The sequence below is a fragment of the Niabella sp. CPT15-335-S11 genome (genome assembly GCF_058792415.1).
Map to the genome: position 1 here is coordinate 40,364 of NZ_JBYTEI010000005.1, position 18,384 is coordinate 58,747.

At 44.3% G+C, this 18,384-nt stretch carries 13 protein-coding genes; 4 read left to right on the forward strand and 9 right to left on the reverse strand.

Annotated features, from left to right (window positions below):
• The first annotated feature begins 42 nt into the window (after nt 1-42).
• The 4 genes from AC3WS5_RS13650 to AC3WS5_RS13665 are packed head-to-tail and all read left to right on the forward strand — an operon-like array spanning nt 43 to nt 4,595.
• Nucleotides 43-1,251: an efflux RND transporter periplasmic adaptor subunit gene (locus AC3WS5_RS13650; protein ID WP_492467953.1), complete on the forward strand. Its 1,209-nt coding sequence runs from the start codon at nt 43-45 to the stop codon at nt 1,249-1,251.
• A gap of 31 nt (nt 1,252-1,282) precedes the next feature.
• Nucleotides 1,283-1,927, forward strand: coding sequence for a DUF3347 domain-containing protein (locus AC3WS5_RS13655; RefSeq protein ID WP_492467954.1), 645 nt, complete (start codon nt 1,283-1,285; stop codon nt 1,925-1,927).
• Between the two features lie 5 nt (nt 1,928-1,932).
• Nucleotides 1,933-2,397 (forward strand): heme-binding domain-containing protein, encoded by a 465-nt coding sequence (locus tag AC3WS5_RS13660; protein WP_492467955.1) that lies wholly within the window; start codon nt 1,933-1,935, stop codon nt 2,395-2,397.
• A gap of 11 nt (nt 2,398-2,408) precedes the next feature.
• The gene (locus tag AC3WS5_RS13665) at nt 2,409-4,595 is read left to right on the forward strand and encodes a heavy metal translocating P-type ATPase (protein WP_492467956.1); all 2,187 of its coding nucleotides are present in this window, start codon (nt 2,409-2,411) and stop codon (nt 4,593-4,595) included.
• A 106-nt stretch (nt 4,596-4,701) separates the two neighbouring features.
• On the opposite strand, the gene AC3WS5_RS13670 is transcribed toward AC3WS5_RS13665, so the two are convergent.
• From AC3WS5_RS13670 to AC3WS5_RS13710, 9 genes are all read right to left on the reverse strand, one after another.
• The gene (locus AC3WS5_RS13670; protein WP_492467957.1) at nt 4,702-5,910 is read right to left on the reverse strand and encodes an ABC transporter permease; all 1,209 of its coding nucleotides are present in this window, start codon (nt 5,908-5,910) and stop codon (nt 4,702-4,704) included.
• Nucleotides 5,911-5,916: 6 nt separating this feature from the next.
• Nucleotides 5,917-7,083: an ABC transporter permease gene (locus AC3WS5_RS13675; RefSeq protein ID WP_492467958.1), complete on the reverse strand. Its 1,167-nt coding sequence runs from the start codon at nt 7,081-7,083 to the stop codon at nt 5,917-5,919.
• Nucleotides 7,080-8,084 (reverse strand): HlyD family secretion protein, encoded by a 1,005-nt coding sequence (locus AC3WS5_RS13680; protein WP_492467959.1) that lies wholly within the window; start codon nt 8,082-8,084, stop codon nt 7,080-7,082. Before AC3WS5_RS13680 ends, AC3WS5_RS13675 begins: the two co-directional genes overlap by 4 nt.
• On the reverse strand, nt 8,074-9,612 hold the full coding sequence (locus tag AC3WS5_RS13685; protein ID WP_492467960.1) for a TolC family protein: 1,539 nt from the start codon (nt 9,610-9,612) through the stop codon (nt 8,074-8,076). The genes AC3WS5_RS13680 and AC3WS5_RS13685 overlap by 11 nt, the downstream gene beginning before the upstream one ends.
• Complete coding sequence (locus AC3WS5_RS13690; RefSeq protein ID WP_492467961.1) at nt 9,612-10,196, reverse strand: TetR/AcrR family transcriptional regulator; 585 nt, start codon at nt 10,194-10,196, stop codon at nt 9,612-9,614. The genes AC3WS5_RS13685 and AC3WS5_RS13690 overlap by 1 nt, the downstream gene beginning before the upstream one ends.
• 283 nt (nt 10,197-10,479) lie before the next feature.
• On the reverse strand, nt 10,480-13,923 hold the full coding sequence (locus AC3WS5_RS13695; protein WP_492467962.1) for a trifunctional glycoside hydrolase family 18/polysaccharide deacetylase/glycosyltransferase family 2 protein: 3,444 nt from the start codon (nt 13,921-13,923) through the stop codon (nt 10,480-10,482).
• Nucleotides 13,924-14,074: 151 nt separating this feature from the next.
• Nucleotides 14,075-15,055: a DUF4421 family protein gene (locus AC3WS5_RS13700; RefSeq protein ID WP_492467963.1), complete on the reverse strand. Its 981-nt coding sequence runs from the start codon at nt 15,053-15,055 to the stop codon at nt 14,075-14,077.
• A complete protein-coding gene (locus AC3WS5_RS13705) occupies nt 15,055-15,726 on the reverse strand; it encodes an AcvB/VirJ family lysyl-phosphatidylglycerol hydrolase (RefSeq protein ID WP_492467964.1) in 672 nt (223 codons plus the stop codon). Before AC3WS5_RS13705 ends, AC3WS5_RS13700 begins: the two co-directional genes overlap by 1 nt.
• 54 nt (nt 15,727-15,780) lie before the next feature.
• Entirely contained in the window at nt 15,781-18,375 is a 2,595-nt protein-coding gene (locus tag AC3WS5_RS13710) for a phosphatidylglycerol lysyltransferase domain-containing protein (protein ID WP_492467965.1), read from the reverse strand.
• Nucleotides 18,376-18,384: the final 9 nt, after the last annotated feature.

Here is an 18,384-nt window from a genome sequence, read left to right on the forward strand (position 1 = left end):
AAATGTTTTTCGCGGGAATATTAAAACATAAAAAAAATATAGATGAAACCAATTGCCTATTTAATAATTTTTAGCCTGATATTGCTTTTTTCATGCAAGACTAAAAAAGATGTACATAAGGATCATGATACCTATTACACCTGTTCAATGCATCCGCAGGTTGTATCCGATAAGCCGGGGAAATGTCCTATTTGCCATATGGATCTTGTACCCGCAAAAAAGAAGGTGACCAAAGATCCCAATGCTTTGTTGTTAAATGACGAACAGATCCAGTTGGGTAATATTAAGGTGGATACGATAAGAACCGGTGTGATGGGTTCCAGTATAACGCTTGCAGGCGTTCTGAACTTCGATCAGAATAAAAGGGAAGCTATCAGCGCGCGAGTTATGGGGCGAATTGAGAAATTGTATTTTAAGAATGTGGGTGATTATATTACAAAAGGCGCTCCGGTATTTGAAATTTATAGCGAAGAGCTGAATAATGTCAAGCAAGAGTACTTATTGGCGTTGGAAAGGAAGAATGCTTTTGAAGGTAATACGACCGTACCATTCGATCAGTTGCTGCAAAGTGCGAAATATAAACTTTTACTGTATGGGATGAGTGAAAGTCAGGTTAAGAAACTGGCAACCTCCAATAAAGCTACGCCGCTCACGACATTTTACAGTCCGGTTTCGGGATACGTTACTTCGATTGATGTGTTGGAAGGTGGTTATGCCATGGATGGTGGCACGGTTTTAAGTGTGGCGAACCTTTCTACGCTTTGGGCGGAAACACAGGCGTTCACATCGCAATTGACTTCCATTAACGACAACAGCATCGCTATCGTAAAGATCCCTGATCTGGGTAACACAGAAATAAGGGGTAGAATCACGTTTGCGGATCCCGAGGTGGATCCTGCTGTAAGGATCAACGTCCTCCGTGTCGCAGTACCCAATCAAAAGAACCTGTTGAAGCCGGGGATGCCTGTGTATGTGACTTTTCAGAATCCTGCCCATAAATCAATGGTTATGCCGATAGATGCGGTCTTGCGTGACGGAAAAGGCGCAATGATCTGGATTCGCACAGCCGATGGCAGCTTTAAAAGTCAAATGGTTCAGGTGGGACATGAGGAAGGGAACAGTATAGAAATTCTTTCGGGACTGAAGGAAGGAGACCAGGTAGTGGTATCCGGCGCATATTTGTTGAATAGTGAATTTATTTTAAAAAATGGCGCCGACCCGATGGCTGGTCACGACATGAGTAAAATGTAAAATACGATTTATATTAATTTAAAAAAACAAAATGACAAAGATGAAAAATTTAATGATTGGTCTGGCTGCTTCGGCGGTTTTAGTGCTCACAGCGTGCAATAGCAGTTCCGGCAAAAAATCTGAAACCGATGGGGGTATGGATCATACAGGCATGCACGATAGCATGAATATGCATGAAGGTATGAACATGAACGATAGCATGAACGCTGATGGAATGAATGTAAAAAAGTCAGTAGGTGAAGCTCCAGCGGGACTTGGCGCGGTTGTTGAAGCCTATTTACGTATAAAGGATGCACTGGTTAACGATAACGCCGCCGCTGCCGCAACCGGCGGAAAAGCCCTTTCTGGTGCATTGGAAGGATTCGATAAGGCTTCATTAACAAAGGATAAACTTGCGGTGTTCAACGATGTCTATTCTACAGCCAATGAGCACGCCCAACATATTGCAACCAATGCTCGTGATATTAAGCACCAACGGGAGCATTTCCAGGACTTGAGTAATGACATCTATGATTTGGTAATGGCAACTGGTGTACCCCAAACGATGTATAAAGAATACTGCTCGATGATGAAAGCCTCCTGGTTAAGTGAGAGCAATGAGATTAAAAACCCCTATTATGGCGGCAAAAGTGACATGGCATCCTGTGGTGAAATCAGTGAGACACTTACGAAATAGTTGCTATGAAGTGGCCTAAGAGAGTTGCGATAGTTTTGGTGGCACTCCTGGTGCTGGCGCAGTTGATCAGACCCACCCTGAATAAAGGTGGGGAGCATGAAGGACCTAATTCTTTACCTTTACTGTACAGTGTACCCGGGGATGTGAGAATTATTATTGCTACGTCCTGTTATGATTGCCACTCGAACAAAACCCGGTATCCCTGGTATGCCCAGGTGCAGCCTGTTGGGTGGCTTCTGAACTATCATATTCGTGCTGGGAAAGAAGAGCTCAATATGGATGAGTTTGGCCGGTACACTCAACGGAAGCAGCGGAGTAAGCTAAAGGCCATGTTGAACCAGGTACGCGATGGGGAGATGCCACTAGCCTCTTACAAGTTGTTGCACAGGGAAGCAAATCTTTCAAAATCGCAGGAAACCTCCTTGATTAATTGGTTAAGCAAAATGGTTGACAGTCTGAGTACAAATTAAAAAAATCAAATATGATCAGAAAATACACCTGCCCCATGCACCCTCAGATCCTCAGAGATGAGCCCGGAAAATGCCCGATATGCGGCATGGACTTAGTCCCGGTGGAAACGGAACACAGTCCCACCCCACACGAACATACCCACGATCACCAACACAGCAGTGAGATGCACAATCATGAACATGCGCACGATTCTCACCACGGCAGTGAGATGCTCAATCACGAACACGCGCACGATCACCATGGTTACAACAAACATGCGGGGCACCATACAGGTGATTTTTTGAAAAGATTTTGGATATCCGTGATTCTTACAGTACCGGTTCTGTTACTGTCACCGATGATACAAGAATGGTCGGGAATTAAGATTTCATTTTACGGCGATACGTATGTATTGCTGCTGTTCAGCACTGTGATTTTTTTCTACGGAGGTATGCCGTTCTTTAAAGGAATGATCAGTGAGATCAGGGCAAACGCTATTGGCATGATGACGCTGGTCGCGCTTGCCATTTCGGTGTCTTATATCTATAGTGTCGCAGTAGTTTTTGGTCTGCCGGGGATGGATTTTTTCTGGGAGCTGGCAACGCTGATTGATATCATGTTATTAGGGCACTGGCTCGAAATGCGCTCAGAAATGAGCGCCTCCAGGGCGTTAAAATCTTTGGTGGAGCTTCTGCCTGCTGACGTTACCATTGAAAGAGAAGGACAAGCTGCAAAAATAAACCTGAGTGAACTTAGAAATGGTGATCTTATCATTATTAAGCCTGGTGAGAAAATAGCGGCTGATGGTACTGTTGAGGAGGGTAGTTCGTCTGTGAACGAAAGTATGCTGACCGGCGAGAGTGTTCCCGTGAGAAAAGAGGTAAAAGGCAAAGTGATTGCCGGGTCTATTAACGGGGATGGCCTACTTAAAGTAAGGGCTACAGGCGTTGGTAAAGACAGTTATTTGAACAAAGTGATTGATCTGGTGCAGTCGGCTCAGGAAACGAAGTCCAAGACCCAGAATCTTGCCGATCGAGTGGCCAAATGGCTTACGATCATCGCTATTGTAGTGGGAGTAGTGACTTTCATTTATTGGTTTGCGTCGGGCAATGGCAGTATTTCTTTTGCTCTGGAAAGAATGGTTACCGTTATGGTTACAGCCTGCCCTCACGCTTTAGGTGTTGCAATTCCACTGGTGGTAGCCATTTCAACCACCCTATCAGCCACCAATGGTCTGCTTATTCGCAACCGGACAGCCTTTGAAGCTACCAGAAATTTATCGACGATTATATTTGATAAAACCGGCACACTCACAAAGGGGGCACACGCGGTACAGCATATCGTATCGATCGATAGCACATTTTCTGAGAGTGATATATTGCAATACGCTGCAGCTGTTCAACAAAATTCTGAACACCATATTGCGAAGGGAATTATGAATATGTTGAGGGAAAAAAATCTTGAATTGTGGCACTCTGCCGACTTTAAATACTTACAGGGAATTGGTGTTTCAGCCAGGGTAAATGATAAGGAGGTAATTGCGGCCGGCCCAAATTATTTTGTAAAAAATAATCTGACGATTCCTGAAATTCCCGCATCAATTGATCAGGATATGGAAACCGTGACTTTTGTGATGATAGATCAGGTACCGGTGGGGATTATCACGTTGTCCGACCAGATCAGGGAAGGATCGGCCAAAGCGGTCGAAGATTTAAAGAAAATGGGGGTCAGTTCGTTCCTGCTTACGGGCGATAATGAAAAAGTAGCAGGAGCGGTAGCGCGTAAATTGAATATGGATGGGTTTATGGCTAATGTCCTCCCGCACCAAAAACAGGAAAAAGTAAAGGAGTTTCAGCAACATGGTAGCGTTGTAGCTATGACGGGAGACGGGGTAAATGATGCTCCGGCATTAGCTCAGGCAGATGTTGGTATTGCGGTTGGCTCGGGTACCGATGTGGCGGCGGAAACTGCCGATATCATCCTGGTGAACAGTGATCCGGAGGATGTTGTAAAACTGATCGATTTTGGCAAGAGAACGTATTCAAAAATGGTTCAAAATTTGGTCTGGGCAGTAGGTTACAACGCTATTGCCATACCCCTCGCTGCAGGTGTGCTGTATCCGAAGTTTGTTTTGAGCCCCGCTATGGGGGCTGTGCTCATGAGTGTCAGTACTATCGTTGTTGCTATTAACGCTAGTTTACTGAAATTACGCAAATAGGTGAAACCGGATATCATAAATATAACTAATAAGTGATATTTACAGAAACCTTTAGATCAATTGTCCGCGATGATGAGGTTTGAAGGAAGCATTGCCCTGGATCGACTCAGTCTTGGCTTAGATCTTTCCTGAGCTTGTAAAGTTTTACTTTATAAATAAGACAGGCAGCCAGGAAATAGGCGGCCATTTGGATCAACATCAGGCTATATTCTTCTGATATCGCATTCAAGCTACTTCCCATCACCCGGATTTTTATAAATGCCTGAACCATGGGTGTGCTGGGAAGGATGTAAGATGCCAGCCTGAGCGAATAGGGGAGAGAGGTGGCGGGCCAGGCCGCTCCTGATACGGAAAATAATATAGGCGAAAGGAACACCAGGAATACGAGCGCGTAAACTCTTTTGGAGAAAAGAAGTCCTAAGCCGATTCCCATGAAGCTTACCGTGGCCAGATACGGAATCAGCAAATAATAAATTCTCGCAAAAGAATTTTTAGCCGGTAAAGAAGTCATGGTGTAGAAAATTCCAAGAATTAAGAAAGTGGTAACCAGGTAAATCAATGTAAATGCCATCGCCTGGCCGGTTACAATTTTGACTTCCTCGAATGGGCGGCGTGGGCCGTTACGTAAGAAATGATAATTTCTTCGCTCGTTATGTTTGCCATAGAGCAAACCTATTCCGATCAGCAAAGTCTGCTGCGTCAGAATGATAATGATTGCGGGGACAATAAAAGATGCATATCCCCCAGAAGGATTGTAAAGCGTTGACACTTTGATGCTCAATGGGTCTCTCAGCTTGAGCGCCTGTTCTTTTGTTTTTCCTTTATTTAAGAGACTGTTTGCCTCAATCGCAGCACCAAGAGTCTGACCCGCGAAAACTGTAGCCGAGTAGACTTGTTTATATAGCAAGAAATGCCCCGCATCACTATACACACTGATCGATCCACTGGATCCTGAGAGAATCTTTTTCTCAAAATCCTTATCTACCAAAATGATTCCGGCAATTTCATTTTTATAATAGAGATCCTCAGCTTCTACCAGACTGTTTTCCCTGGCCTTTATTTTGACCTGTTCTGTCGCGTCCAGCATCCGGCCGAATTTTCGGCTTAAAGATGTATGGTTCAGGTCAACGAAAGCCACGGGTATTTCGCGTGCGGTTTCATTGAGATAGCCGAATGCATATGCTACCGGATAAACGATCATAGCCAGGAGAAAAAGTACGATTGCCCCGCTATCCCTGAAAATTTCTCTGACTTCTCCCGAGAAATAAATTCCAATTTGTTTAAACCCGCTCACTATTGATCTGAATGCCTGCATAATGTTTTATAATTTACCCCAATATTTACTGTTGTTACAGACGTATTTCAGATGCGGAATAAAGAAGAACCCCAACAAAATGAAGAATACGAGATACCACAGATAGCTAAAACTGTAGGCTAATGGTCCCGACCTCAGCGACTGTCCCATAAACGCATCCAGCCAATAAGTCAAAGGGAAAATCCGACTCAAAACCTTTGCGATGGCTGGCATGCTGAATATGGGATAAGATAGACCTGCATACGTAATTGCCAGCATAGAGTAGGCACTCGCCAGCGACAAGGATAAACGCAGGTTAGAAGTTAAACTGATTAGTATAATAGCGACAGACTGATAGCTGATGATCAGCAGTAACTCAGAGAATAAAATGAACAGGAAATTTCCCTTTAATGGGGCGCCGATGATATAAAATAAATTGATATTCATTACCGCTGCCACGATCAGGTAAAGTATTGTGTAAGGTAGAATCTTACCAGTCAGGGCTACATACATGTTGTTCCCTGCCATCCTGATCCAGGAAGGTGCGGTACCTTCATACAAATCGTTACCTATTGCGTAGAGGGTTCCGAAAAGAGTAAACAAAACCAGCATGACGGGCATCAGGATGAACGTGATAAAAAAGGAATAGTTCATGTATGGGTTGGATAGAATCTCAGCGTGGATCCTCACCGGCATTACTCCCGACAATGCTTCCTTTCCTGTTTCGCCGGTTGCCAACCGGTTTCGCAGCTTAATTCCGGAGGAAAGGGTCTGTAAGGATTTCTGAATACCACTGTATAGCAGGCTGCCTTTGATAATGTTGGCGTTATTGATGTAAACAGCTACATCGCTGTTGGAACCCGTCATAATATTTTCCTCTGTCCCCCTGTCAAAAAAGATGATGGCATCAACCATACCCTGCTCCATCGCTTCTTTGGCTTCTCTCAGGTCGGCAAAGTTTCTGTTGATCCTGGCAATGGGTGTGGCGTCAATCATCAGTGCAGCTTTTCTAGTGAGTGATGAATGATCAAGGTCCACGATGGCTACCGGCAGTTCCCTCGGCACGCCGGATTTGAAAATAAGCGTTATCAGGAAAAAGGCAACAACGGGTCCTATCAGAACCATCGTAAATACAACTGGTGATGCAACAATTCTCCTGAACTCCCTCGCCATCACTTTAAGAATACCCTTCATGATCTGCTTTTTTGCCTGACCTTATCCCAGTTAACAATAGCTGACATTCCGGGGCGCAGACCCGCTGTAGCTACAGTCGGTACTGCGTGTACTTCAAAGGTTTTCATATCAAAATCACCCGAGGTTTTGGTGGCATTCCAGGTCGCAAACTGGCCAAGAACTTTGATGTAGGTTACTTTCAGCGGTATCGTTTTGTTTTTGAGGGCAGGGAAGACCGCAGGGATAATTGACCCTTTCTGAATATCGGCCAACAAGTCCTCTCGCAGGTTGAACACGACCCAGGTCTCGTTCAGGTCTGTAAGCGTAACCACCGGGTAACCTGCAGATACTAATTCCCCTTCCTCTGCAATGATATCAGCGACCTCACCGGTAATTGGTGCGGAGATAGACGTTTCATGTTTATAGGAGTTGACTTCCTGAACCATCCCTTTCGCTCTTTGAACAATGGCTGTTGATGCCGCTTTGTCTTCGATCCTTGTTCCTTTCCTGGCTTTCTCCCAGGTCGATTTCGCTGCATTGGCAGTTTGTAAGGCTGCGGAATACTGGGCTTCCGCTTCATCCTTTTTCTGCGCGGGGACAACACCGTCTTTGAAAAGGCTGTTCACTCTTTCGTAAGTTTTGCGGGCAATATCAGCACCAGTTAGCGCTTTCTGATACATGTCATAAGCTGCCTGAACATCTTCCGGCTGGGCACCGTTGATGGCTTTATTATTTTGTGCTTCGGCGCCGCTCAGCGCCGCACTCGCCTGGGTCATTTTTGCATCCAGTTCCGGACTGCTGAAGGTGTAAAGCAACTGGCCCTGCTTAACCTGATCGCCTTTGTGAACGGTCAGGTTTGAAATTCTGCCGACCAGCTTGGACGCCACTTTAACAGTCCGGGCATCCACTTCTCCTTGCACTTCGAGGGGTTGAGGTTTGTTAATAACTGTAAATGAGAAAATGATAAAACCAGTAAACAGGACTATTCCGATAATAACTAATATGAATCCTTTATTTTTCATTGGAGGGTGTTTGATAGTTTTCTTCAATAGAATTATGTGAGTTCTTGTAATTTTCAAATTGATCTGCAAACCCAGAGAATTTTAGCAATTCAGCCAGGGTCTTATCGAACCCATACATGGCTTCCAGCTTTTCTATTTTTACTTTTGAAAGGCCCAGCCTTGCATTGATGACTTCGGTTGTCGAATTCATGTCTGCGGCAAAACCTTTCTTACGTGCATTCAGGTATTCCTCGGCAAAAATTTGTGACTGATTGATGGCGGAAATCTGGTCGATGTACATTTGTAAGGTCTTGTGCAGCTTTTCGATCATTGTGCTGACATCACTGGAAGCTTTAAGCTCCGCTTCCCTGACTTGTTCTGTTTTGAATTTTGCGGCCTTGATCCGGTTGTTTCTTGCAAATCCGTCAAACAAGGTCCACTTTGCGCCGACACCTGCAAACCAGTTTGGCAAGAGTGGGGTAGGTCTGACTAGATTGTAGGCTCCGGCGACTGCAATATCAGGAAACCAGGCTGCCTTTTCTACATTCACACCCTGCTGCGTAAGTTCCATTTTTGACCGGACTTGCTGTAACTGAGGATTGTCGGACAACGCTAACTTTTTAAAATATTCAACCGGTTCCAGGTTGGTGATATAAAACAAGTTAGTGGTTGGCTTAATATTTTCATCCTGAACGAATGCCAGCGAATTGGTCAATGCCTGATTTAAGAGTTCGGTGGTCCGGATTGCTTTCTTGTATTCGCGATCAGCCTGGGCCTGGGAAACCTGTGCATTCAACACTTCAGCATGCGCCAGCATACCTTGTTGTTCCATTTTTTTTGCATCCTCCAGATTTCTATTCATGCCATTCAGGACTTCCTGTCTCACAGTCTCGGCTTGTTCTGCCAGTTTCAGGCCAAAGTATCTGTCTGCCAGTTCGCAGATCAACTCGCCTTTTTTTATATTCATTTCTACGCTGGCTTCTTTCTCTTCAATCGTTGCAGCGCGATTAGCTGCTTTTATTTTTCCACCCGTGAACACCGGGACTTGTGTGGTTGCCACCAGAGATCCAAAATATTTATCCTGAATAATGGGTGTCCAGTTTGCTTGCTGTACCGTTTGCAAGCCACCAAGCATTTTTTCGCGTACTAACCGGGTTGACAGGTCGTCAGGGAGTACCGGCACTTGTTTATTGGTAACAGGATCCGGATTGGCAACACCGGAAAAATTTCCGTAATGGCCGAGTGCACTGTATAATGGCGTGATGGCATCCCGTACGGGTTCTAGATTTAAAGTGATATCTTTTTGCATGACGGCGTAACCGCCACTCAGGCCAACCTTTGGATAATATAAGCTCTTCCTTGAAGCGGCTTCTGCCTGTTTCTCCCGGATCAGATAGTCGGTCTGTTTAATGAGGTGGTTGTTTTGCCTCATTAATGCCATTGCATCCCCAAATGTCATAGACTTCGAAGCAGGGACCGCGGCGTCCTGAGTATAAGAGGAAAGGGGGAAAATGAAAAGGGCGGGGAATAATATTTTCGAAAAATGCATTATTTAAGAGAATGTAGACAAACAGTAAGCAGTTTTTTTACCTGCGATTGAGTCAGTCCGGATGCGTTGAAAAATTTTTTAAATTTCAGGTTGATGTAGTGAATGGGAAGTATTACAGCAGAGAGATAGATCGTTTCCTCTTCCGTATCGGGAGCGATCTCTCCGGTCTGCGTACCCTTTGCTTTCAACATTTGACATAGCTTGCTGATTCGTTTTCGTTGCGCTGCTTGTAGGTTAAACTTGTATTCATGCATCAATACGAACATGAATTTTAATTTTTCCGGCTCTTTCAGTGCCAGGTCAAACAGGTACTGGATAAGGCTTTCAACAATATCCCGGACCGTTAGCTTATCTTCTTTTAACAGTTTATCCAGGTTATCCATTAATTGACCAACTGCTTCAAAAAGGAGCCGGTTGACGAGGTCTTCCTTGCCTTTGTAAAAATTATACAGGTAGCCCTCTGAGACGCCTGCTTTTTTAGCTATATCTGAGACCGAGGCGCCGCCGTATCCTTTTTCCACCACCTGCTGAATGGTCACCTTCTTTATGCTTTCTATTTTATTTAGGTCTATTGGTCTTGCCATAAATAATAATTGAATGAGTATTCACTCATTCAACAAAGATAATACCAATTTGGTATTCAGCGGAATTTTTTTTGACCGGCTAATGTTTTTTATTTTTTTCCCGGCAGACAAATACCCGATTTTATAGAATCGGGATTCAGTCCCGGAGCGGGTTCTGTCGAATAACAGTCTAATCGCGGGCAAGCGTAGGATCTTTCCTAGCAACAAAAAAGAACTGGTGTCAGTCTGATAATCCTCCGTTATAGGAGCCTTCCAGATAGTTAAAGTATTTTTTTATTTTCTGTTAATTTTTCGCCATCTGGATCTCTCTCACATTTCCGGTCCTTTTTAAAACGCCCCATTGCTGAAGCTCGCCCTTAATAGCTTTTAATAGACTCTTAAACAACACAACATACATGATCCAGCGATACACAAAGCGTTGCGGAATAATCCAGATGAGCTTGCCAGGTTTTTCTTTTTCAAATATGAAGGCTACCACCGAGATACTGATATCTACCAACATAAAGATCCCATAATACAACAAGATTTTTGCGGCATTCCCTGAAAATAGTCCAAATAGCATGAACAGGTCAGCCAGCGGGGAAAAGAAGGGGATAATGAACTGAAAAATGAGGATATTCGGCATGGCCCATAATCCCAGTCCTTTGTAATCCTTGTTAAACAGCGTATCCCGGTGCTTCCAGAAAGTTTGCATTACGCCGAAAGACCAGCGGGTGCGTTGTTTAATAAATTGCCTGGTTTTTTCGGGAGCTTCTGTAATTGCTACGGCACCGTTTTCATTTTCGATAATGTATCCTGCCCGCAGGATTCGAATGGTCAGATCGCAGTCTTCCGCCAGTGTGTCTGTCGTGAAACCGCCTGCCTCCCGAATGGCTTCTTTTCTGAACGCGCCTATCGCACCCGGCACCACAGTGATAGCATTGACATTTGAAAACGCACGCCGGTCAAAGTTCTGACTGGTCGTATATTCAATGGCCTGCCATTTGGTCAACAGGTTTACTTCGTTGCCCACTTTCACATTCCCGGCAACCGCACCCACATTAGCCGTGGCCTTTTCATCCAGAAAATGGATCATCATTTTTGAAACTGCATCCGGATAAAGCTTCGTATCGGCATCAATACAAACCACGTATGGCGCCTCTGTTTGTAAAATACCATAATTCAATGCCGAAGCCTTTCCCCCATTGGGTTTAGTGAATATTTTGACTTGCGGATGCTTCGAAAAAGCTTCATTAACCTTCTGCCAGGTACTGTCCTTGCTGCCATCGTCAACGAAAATAATATTGTAATTGGGGTAATCCTGGTTGAGCAGGTTGTGGAGCGATGAAACGGCATTCACTTCCTCGTTATAAGCTGGTACTATAATGGAAACAAGGGGAAATTCTTTTATAGACTCCGGTCTGAATACCCTTTTCTTTTCCTTTCTTTTTTCTTTGATCATGAGAATGATCATAACAGTAAGCCTGACAAGACCGAGGATAATAAACACAAGAAAAAGAGCATAGAAAAAGTTACTTAACCAATAAACGATTGTTGCCAGGGCCAGGTTAAACTGCATGATATAGTATCCGCTTCCTCTCGGCAACGGAGGCATGAGTTCGTTTCTTGTCTTTCCAAGCAAGGTAGCTAGATTGACAAAACTGTATCCTTGTTTTTTTAGAGAATCGATAATGATTGGTAGCGCTTTGACAGTCTCTTCGCGGGTATCACCACCAGCGTCGTGCAGAAGAATGATATTTCCCCTGCCCTCGGCAACTCCCTTTAGCACCCTGGAAACGATTGTGTCGGCTTTCACGCCAACCTGCCAGTCCTCCGGGTCAATATTTTCACCAATGTCCAGATAATTCTGCTTTCTGGCCAGGACCACCGGAATGATTTCTTCCATGGTGGAGGGTTCGCTGTCGGCATTATAAGGTGCCCGGAAAAGTATAGTGCTGTGGCCGGTTACTGATTCAATCAACAACCTTGTTAATTTAAGCTCTATTACCGCCCGGTCTGTTGAGACTTTCGCAATATTGCGGTGTGTGAACGTGTGGTTGCCAATTTCATGACCTTCCTTATATATCCTTTTTAATATTGGAAGATTTTTTTCTGCCTGCAGGCCTACTACAAAAAAGACCCCCGGCACGTGACGCTTTGATAATATATTAAGAATTTCAGGTGTATAAGTTTCGTCGGGTCCGTCGTCAAAAGTCAGTACAAGTTGTTTGGATGTACCTTGTCCGATCTTCCGCACCTGGTAGGCGCTGGGGAGCCTCAAATATTCCTGGCCGGTGATAATATTTTCGGACGAGTCGATATCGAGTCTAATTTGCCCGGTGTGAGGTGTATTCAGCACATCCAGGATTTCGCCGTCACCCACATAGTCCACGTCGTTGGTGGTACCAACGTCTCTCAGATTATTGTAATTAAATGTCTTTACGCCCTCGCCGGACAAGTCCCGGTTGTAAAACTTCCAAAGCCGGCTGTCTTCACTGCCTAAACGCCAGACGGCAAAACCACCGAGACCATATTCTGACCCAAACCGGATGGTATTAAACATCGTTGCTGCATCGGTGAAAAAAACCTGATGCACGACTTTTTTGCCGTCAGTATAAGAATAAGACAAATTAAACGTATTATCATCAAATTTAATCTTAGCCGAACTTGCGCTTGCTCTGGATAAAGCCTGTTGATAGGTTACGGAGGGGTCAACGCCTTCTCTTACCGGCCAGTCATAGCCGAATGCGCCTAATCCCAGGATTATTTTTTCCGAAGGTATTTTTTTGGCCAGTTGATCGACTGCAGCTTCCACCCAACGCTGTGAGCTGATAGGCCCCGGATCACCATCGGCGGAATATTCATCATAGGCCATTAAGAAAATATAATCATTATATTTTGCCAGCTCTTCAATGTTGTAATCATTGTTGAAGGGCATCACATTCTGGGTGACCAAAAGACCTTTTGCGTGAAAAGCCTCAGATAACTCCTTCATAAAGCGAATCAGGTAAGTGTCACTTTTTTCTTTCAGATCTTCAAGGTCGACATTGATTCCTATAAAACTATTTTTGATACACTGATTTAGTACGTTCTGGATCAACCGTTTTCTTTTTGCTCCATCATGTAATATCCGGCCAATAGCTTCTGACCTGAATTCCCGGTTGTAATTATTGCTTAGGATGGGCATAATGGCTATACCGCTGTTTTTCATAACCCTGTAACCTTCTTTGTCCACATTGGTCGTCACTGTGTCTGCCACGGGATCGATAAAGAACCATTCCGGTATGACCAGGTTCAGATTTTTGATATTTCTTTTCAATGAGAATAGTGACTGCGGATCCCAGGCCACGTAAAATGCTGATCGAAGCCCGGCGGGAAACTTTTTCCAGGTCTGTATGACAGACTTAACCGAATCGCTGATCATAGGAGCCGATTTCTTTCTACTGCGTTTCAGTAGAAGCTGATCCCGTTTTTCTTTTTCATAGTTGGTGTGAAATTTCAAATCCTTGATAGCATCCCTGTAGCCGCGGTACTGTTTTGAGAGCTTGTTTTCCTGCCAGTAGGGTTTAGACGCTGTTACAACACTCCGGTAGTCTTCCTTGAAGGGGATGGAAGGAGACCTGTCGATGAATAGCATGAGGACGAGCGCAGCGATCAATATAACCGCCAGAAACAAAAATAACCTCATCGTCCACCTGAAGCGCGTCCATCTCGTGACATCTGTTGTCTGAAATACCTGTCTTTCCATTCTTTTCGGTTTGTTCCGGTTTATACCGCAAAATTCGGCCAAGTTTTATTAATAATGACTTCAAATCGCCAATCGGGCAGAATTTATCGACAAAAATAACCCGGAAGAGAGTCAGAAACGGTGCTTTTTCAGAAAGTTTAAGAGGGGGCGCTCACAGGATACCTAGGATCTTCTTTTTAAAATCTCCAAAACGATAACCCAGCGTGACGGACATCTGTGACGTGAGCTTGTTCATATAACGTAGAGGCAGATCCGTTTTAAGCAGGCTCCATTCGCTGTTAAAATAGGCATAAATGACCGGGCCGTTGTAACCCGCATTGATCCATCCCTGAAAGTTATAAACCCGCCTGTACGAATTCTTGCCTACATTCAGTTCTTTCACGATCCCGAGCCCGGATTCAAAAGCAGGTGCAATGTTGAACTTACCTTTCTGAATGGCAATATTGTAATTATAGCCAAGGTTTCCAATGAATGAGAACCATTGAGGATTAAGCGTAAGCAAGTAATAAGTTGCTGAATCCCTCACAAGCACAGCAGACGATGATTTCCATAACATTCTCTGCCATTGAGGCTGGGCCCTTAAAAAAAAGGATCCTGCACTCCGGAGCTGCTGCTCTGAAAAAAAATTAGCCGCTTTGTAAGAAAATGTTTTCCCGTTCAGAAAATAGGTAATGTCTGCGCCCAGGTTCCGGTACTGAATATTCCGGTAAGCATCAAAAATCCTTTTTCGTCTCCTGCTCCGGTACAACAGGCCGTTATAGGATTCATAAAACGGATGATAGCTTATCCTTTTAGTATTGAACCTGAATTGAAGATTGTTGTATTTGAAATTGTACTGGTTGTCGAGGCGGGTTCGGGGAACGGCCAAAGCATATTTTAGTGAAAGCCACTTATAGTTCAGGTACAATCCCATGTAGGCGCCGTTATCAGCTTCCAGGTTGAAATGGCTCCGGCTGTTGAAGGAACTGGTGAATTTGAATTTGGTATAATTTACGCCCGGGAAGACTTCCAACACGTTTTTATCGGCAAATGGTTTGGTAAAACTGCTGTCGGTTTCTGACTGAGCCTGTAAACGCGGGAGGCAAATGGCTGTCTGAAACGCGCAGTAAAATAATATCTTAGCAAACCGCATCACTTCAGATAATTGAGAATTGTAGCGGTGACAGACTGGATATTTCCTTCGAAGTGGTGCCCTCCTTTGAGTGTTGCATGCTCCAGGTTCCTGACCCTGATCTTATCAACGGGAAAGCCCGGTCCGTCCTTTTCAGTAATGATCACCGTCCTTGTTACGGACATTTTGTTTATTTCAGTTACTACATCCAGACTCCTTCTTCGGTTCATCCCGGCCATATCCAGCAGGCGGATCTGAAAATCGGTAGTGGGGGAGGGGGCCAGGAAAATTGCGTTTGAAATTTTGCTTTTCAGCGCTCCTGGCAACCGGTTAATAATGAAAGGCATTACATCTCCCCCAAATGAATAACCGATCAGCATCCAATGTTGGTTTTTTCTGCTCGCCAGCCGGCTTTGGACGAAGGTTGCTACTTCATCTGCTACCTGTTGCGGCGATTTCTTCCCCCAGAAATAATTTCTGGCATTGAGGGTGAAAACCTGATAGCCAGCCTGGTTGATACCCGCGCTAAGCTTCGAACTGAAGTTATTGATCCCGCCATCGCCGCTGATGTAGAAGATCAGCGGAGTCTCGGTCGATCCTTTCCATTCGCTTACCTGAGATTCTAAAGGCGACTGTGCCAGGGTTGAAAGGGCGGGAATAAAAAATAATAAAAACAAAAGGATCTTTGTCATTTTTTTTATTTAGCTGGATGTTTATTAGGAATATTGGATTTGGATTTTATTTTCTCAGGAATCAGGCGCCATTGCTTTATTGAGCACGCCAGGAAGCTGCAACAAATCAAAATCGTTTCCGAAAACCAAATATTTGTTTTCCCAGATGGTCGCGTATTTTTCCTTAAAATCCCTTTGTGTATGGTAATGTTTTAAACTGCCTACTCTTACAGAAGCAAACTGGAGTAACCTTTCGGCGGGACTATCGGGAGCCAAATTCCCGCTCAACGGGATCATGCCAAGATTTAGATACTTAAGTTTATTTTCTTTGGCATATTCCCAAAGTCTGATGATCATCGCGTCCATGCAGCCGCCCGGAGCCTCCTCCCTTCGCCGGATGAGGTCATAGGTGCATTCTTCCGGTACATAATCAGGAATAATATTCAGAAAGGCCTGCATCTTTTTATCTTCATCCCTTACCGCAATAACGGGTGTGGTTTTCAAAGCGGTTTTGTCAAACCATCCCTGGGAAAAAACCATCTCTTTTTTTTCGAACTTGTCCAGCCATTCGTCGGATACTTCCTGTAGCTCATTCAAAAACGCGTCGGCGTGCGGAGGGTTCCGCCACTCGGTATTATAGCCTTTTTTTTGAAGACTATTAAGTCCGTTTCGCAACGATTTTCTTTGGCGACCTTCCAGGTTGAAATTTTCAACATCCATGATCGCTTCCTGTCCGATAAACATTTTTTGTTTTTTCAGACTGCTAAAATAGTAAAGACTGTTTTCGTTTACTCTGTAATATACCGCTTTTAGCCCATGCGACTTACAGTGTTGTTCGAACTCCTCCAGAGCATCCACTTTATCTTCTATAGCACAAACGGGTTCTTCGAGGACAACCGCGAAGTTGTTGGCAACTCTGTAAGAAACAAATGCATCGGTGCCCTCCGAGAAAAACAATTGCTTATCTGATGTGGTTTTGAAATAGTCCACTGATGAGGTGCCATATTCACCCAACAATTCTTTAGCCCGTTCAAATTCAGAAGCGGAGGTGGTCTGAATCTTCATGATGCGGGGTTTGATAACCGCATAGATCAGCAAGAGCCACGAGGAAAATCCAAGGAGTTTGGTGATATTCAGGAAATCCTTTCCAAACCTGGTCTGTGGATTCAGTCCATCATCTGTAAAAAGCAGAAAACTTCTGGCTGTATGATATACTGATTGCTCCCAGGTGAAATCAATTCCAAAATGGTGTTTGTCTATAAGATAAAAACTCAGAAACTCGAATATACAGACTGCCGATAATGCTACAAAGAATGTCGTGAACCCAAAGCGTAGCCACTTTGCACTGGTCTTGATGGGGTATTGCTTGCTGCTCAACGATAGCAGGACCAGGATGAACAATGACAAAAGTGCTTCTTCATAGTCGAGGGCCTTGGCCAAGTTACCCACCAGCGAGAGGAAGGTAAACAGTAATGCCAGGATCCAGGCGACCCGCATTCCCTTTATCAGGTAGGCAGCTGTAACAATCAGGGAAATTCCCAGGATTAATACCATTAGCTTGGACGCATGCAACATTTCAACGGGGATATACAGTTTTTCCAGCTTGATCCTTTCTGCCAGCGGCGGGGTGGTTACAGACACGATGTTCACAATACCCAGAAAAAAAATAGCGATCGCTGGAACAATGCGCGCAACTAGTTGCCTGCCCCGCCAGGCAAATGCTAAAAGTCCTGCGGCAAGCGGGAGCCAGAATTCGAATATCCGGTACAGAAGAGTTATTGATAGGCCGTTGCTGTGTGGGTAACCATAGCCTTCAAAGATGAAGATCATGGTAAATTCAACAGCTCCCAGTCCGCGGAGGAAAGGTGAAATAATCATCAGCACCACAGAAATAGTATACCCAACAGCTGCCGGCTCAAAAGACGTTGGAAGATTTAGCGCGTACATCGCAATATAAACATGCGCAACGCCACAGAATTCAATTAGAATGGAATAATAAATAGTTTCCCGCAAATACTTGCGATTAACCTCGCCGGAAAACATTTCATCAACAGAAGAAATCAAAGCTGGAAATTTTCTGTTGAAATAGTTGTACAGGGGTTTTTTTCCCCGAAACGACCAAACCACGAAATAGACTGCTCCAAGCAATATGCCCAGTACAACGAGGCTAACCCATGCATTCCCGAAATTGTGGTTGTTCCATAAGGTGTAAGCAATTACCGGGATACCGATGATGAAAACGGTCAAGAGACCCACGTAAGCGTAAATGGCACCTGCCTGGTGAATTTGCGTGGCGTTTAGATTCTTCTTCCTTAATTGCGAAGTAGTATAGGCAAGTGAACTGATGCCACCTGCAGGCAGAAAAACACTTAGAAAATTTCTTTTCAAAAATAGCTCTACCGCATCTGTCAGCCTCAAATGCAAGCCGATGGCCCTGAAGCTTTTGATATACATCACGCCTTGCAGCAAAATATAGGAGCCAGTTACCAGGACTCCTGCAAGTACCCATTTCCCGTTTGCTGCTTTAAGTTGGGGCATGATTAACCTGAGTTCATGTCTCTCACTCCTGAAAAATACGATAGCCAGAAGGATTACGAAAAAGGCTAAAATTTCCTTCCAGTAGGTTTTAGGTGATATTTTCGTTAAACTTTTTGGAAAATTGATCTTCATGATAAACTG

Excerpts from the sequence above, each read along its gene's own strand:
- AC3WS5_RS13670 (WP_492467957.1), bottom strand. The coding sequence starts at position 5,910 with ATGCAGGCATTCAGATCAATAGTGAGCGGGTTTAAACAAATTGGAATT.
- AC3WS5_RS13660 (WP_492467955.1), top strand. The coding sequence starts at position 1,933 with ATGAAGTGGCCTAAGAGAGTTGCGATAGTTTTGGTGGCACTCCTGGTG.
- AC3WS5_RS13700 (WP_492467963.1), bottom strand. The coding sequence starts at position 15,055 with ATGCGGTTTGCTAAGATATTATTTTACTGCGCGTTTCAGACAGCCATT.
- AC3WS5_RS13710 (WP_492467965.1), bottom strand. The coding sequence starts at position 18,375 with ATGAAGATCAATTTTCCAAAAAGTTTAACGAAAATATCACCTAAAACC.
- AC3WS5_RS13690 (WP_492467961.1), bottom strand. The coding sequence starts at position 10,196 with ATGGCAAGACCAATAGACCTAAATAAAATAGAAAGCATAAAGAAGGTG.
- AC3WS5_RS13685 (WP_492467960.1), bottom strand. The coding sequence starts at position 9,612 with ATGCATTTTTCGAAAATATTATTCCCCGCCCTTTTCATTTTCCCCCTT.
- AC3WS5_RS13650 (WP_492467953.1), top strand. The coding sequence starts at position 43 with ATGAAACCAATTGCCTATTTAATAATTTTTAGCCTGATATTGCTTTTT.
- AC3WS5_RS13695 (WP_492467962.1), bottom strand. The coding sequence starts at position 13,923 with ATGGAAAGACAGGTATTTCAGACAACAGATGTCACGAGATGGACGCGC.
- AC3WS5_RS13655 (WP_492467954.1), top strand. The coding sequence starts at position 1,283 with ATGACAAAGATGAAAAATTTAATGATTGGTCTGGCTGCTTCGGCGGTT.
- AC3WS5_RS13680 (WP_492467959.1), bottom strand. The coding sequence starts at position 8,084 with ATGAAAAATAAAGGATTCATATTAGTTATTATCGGAATAGTCCTGTTT.
- AC3WS5_RS13665 (WP_492467956.1), top strand. The coding sequence starts at position 2,409 with ATGATCAGAAAATACACCTGCCCCATGCACCCTCAGATCCTCAGAGAT.
- AC3WS5_RS13705 (WP_492467964.1), bottom strand. The coding sequence starts at position 15,726 with ATGACAAAGATCCTTTTGTTTTTATTATTTTTTATTCCCGCCCTTTCA.
- AC3WS5_RS13675 (WP_492467958.1), bottom strand. The coding sequence starts at position 7,083 with ATGAAGGGTATTCTTAAAGTGATGGCGAGGGAGTTCAGGAGAATTGTT.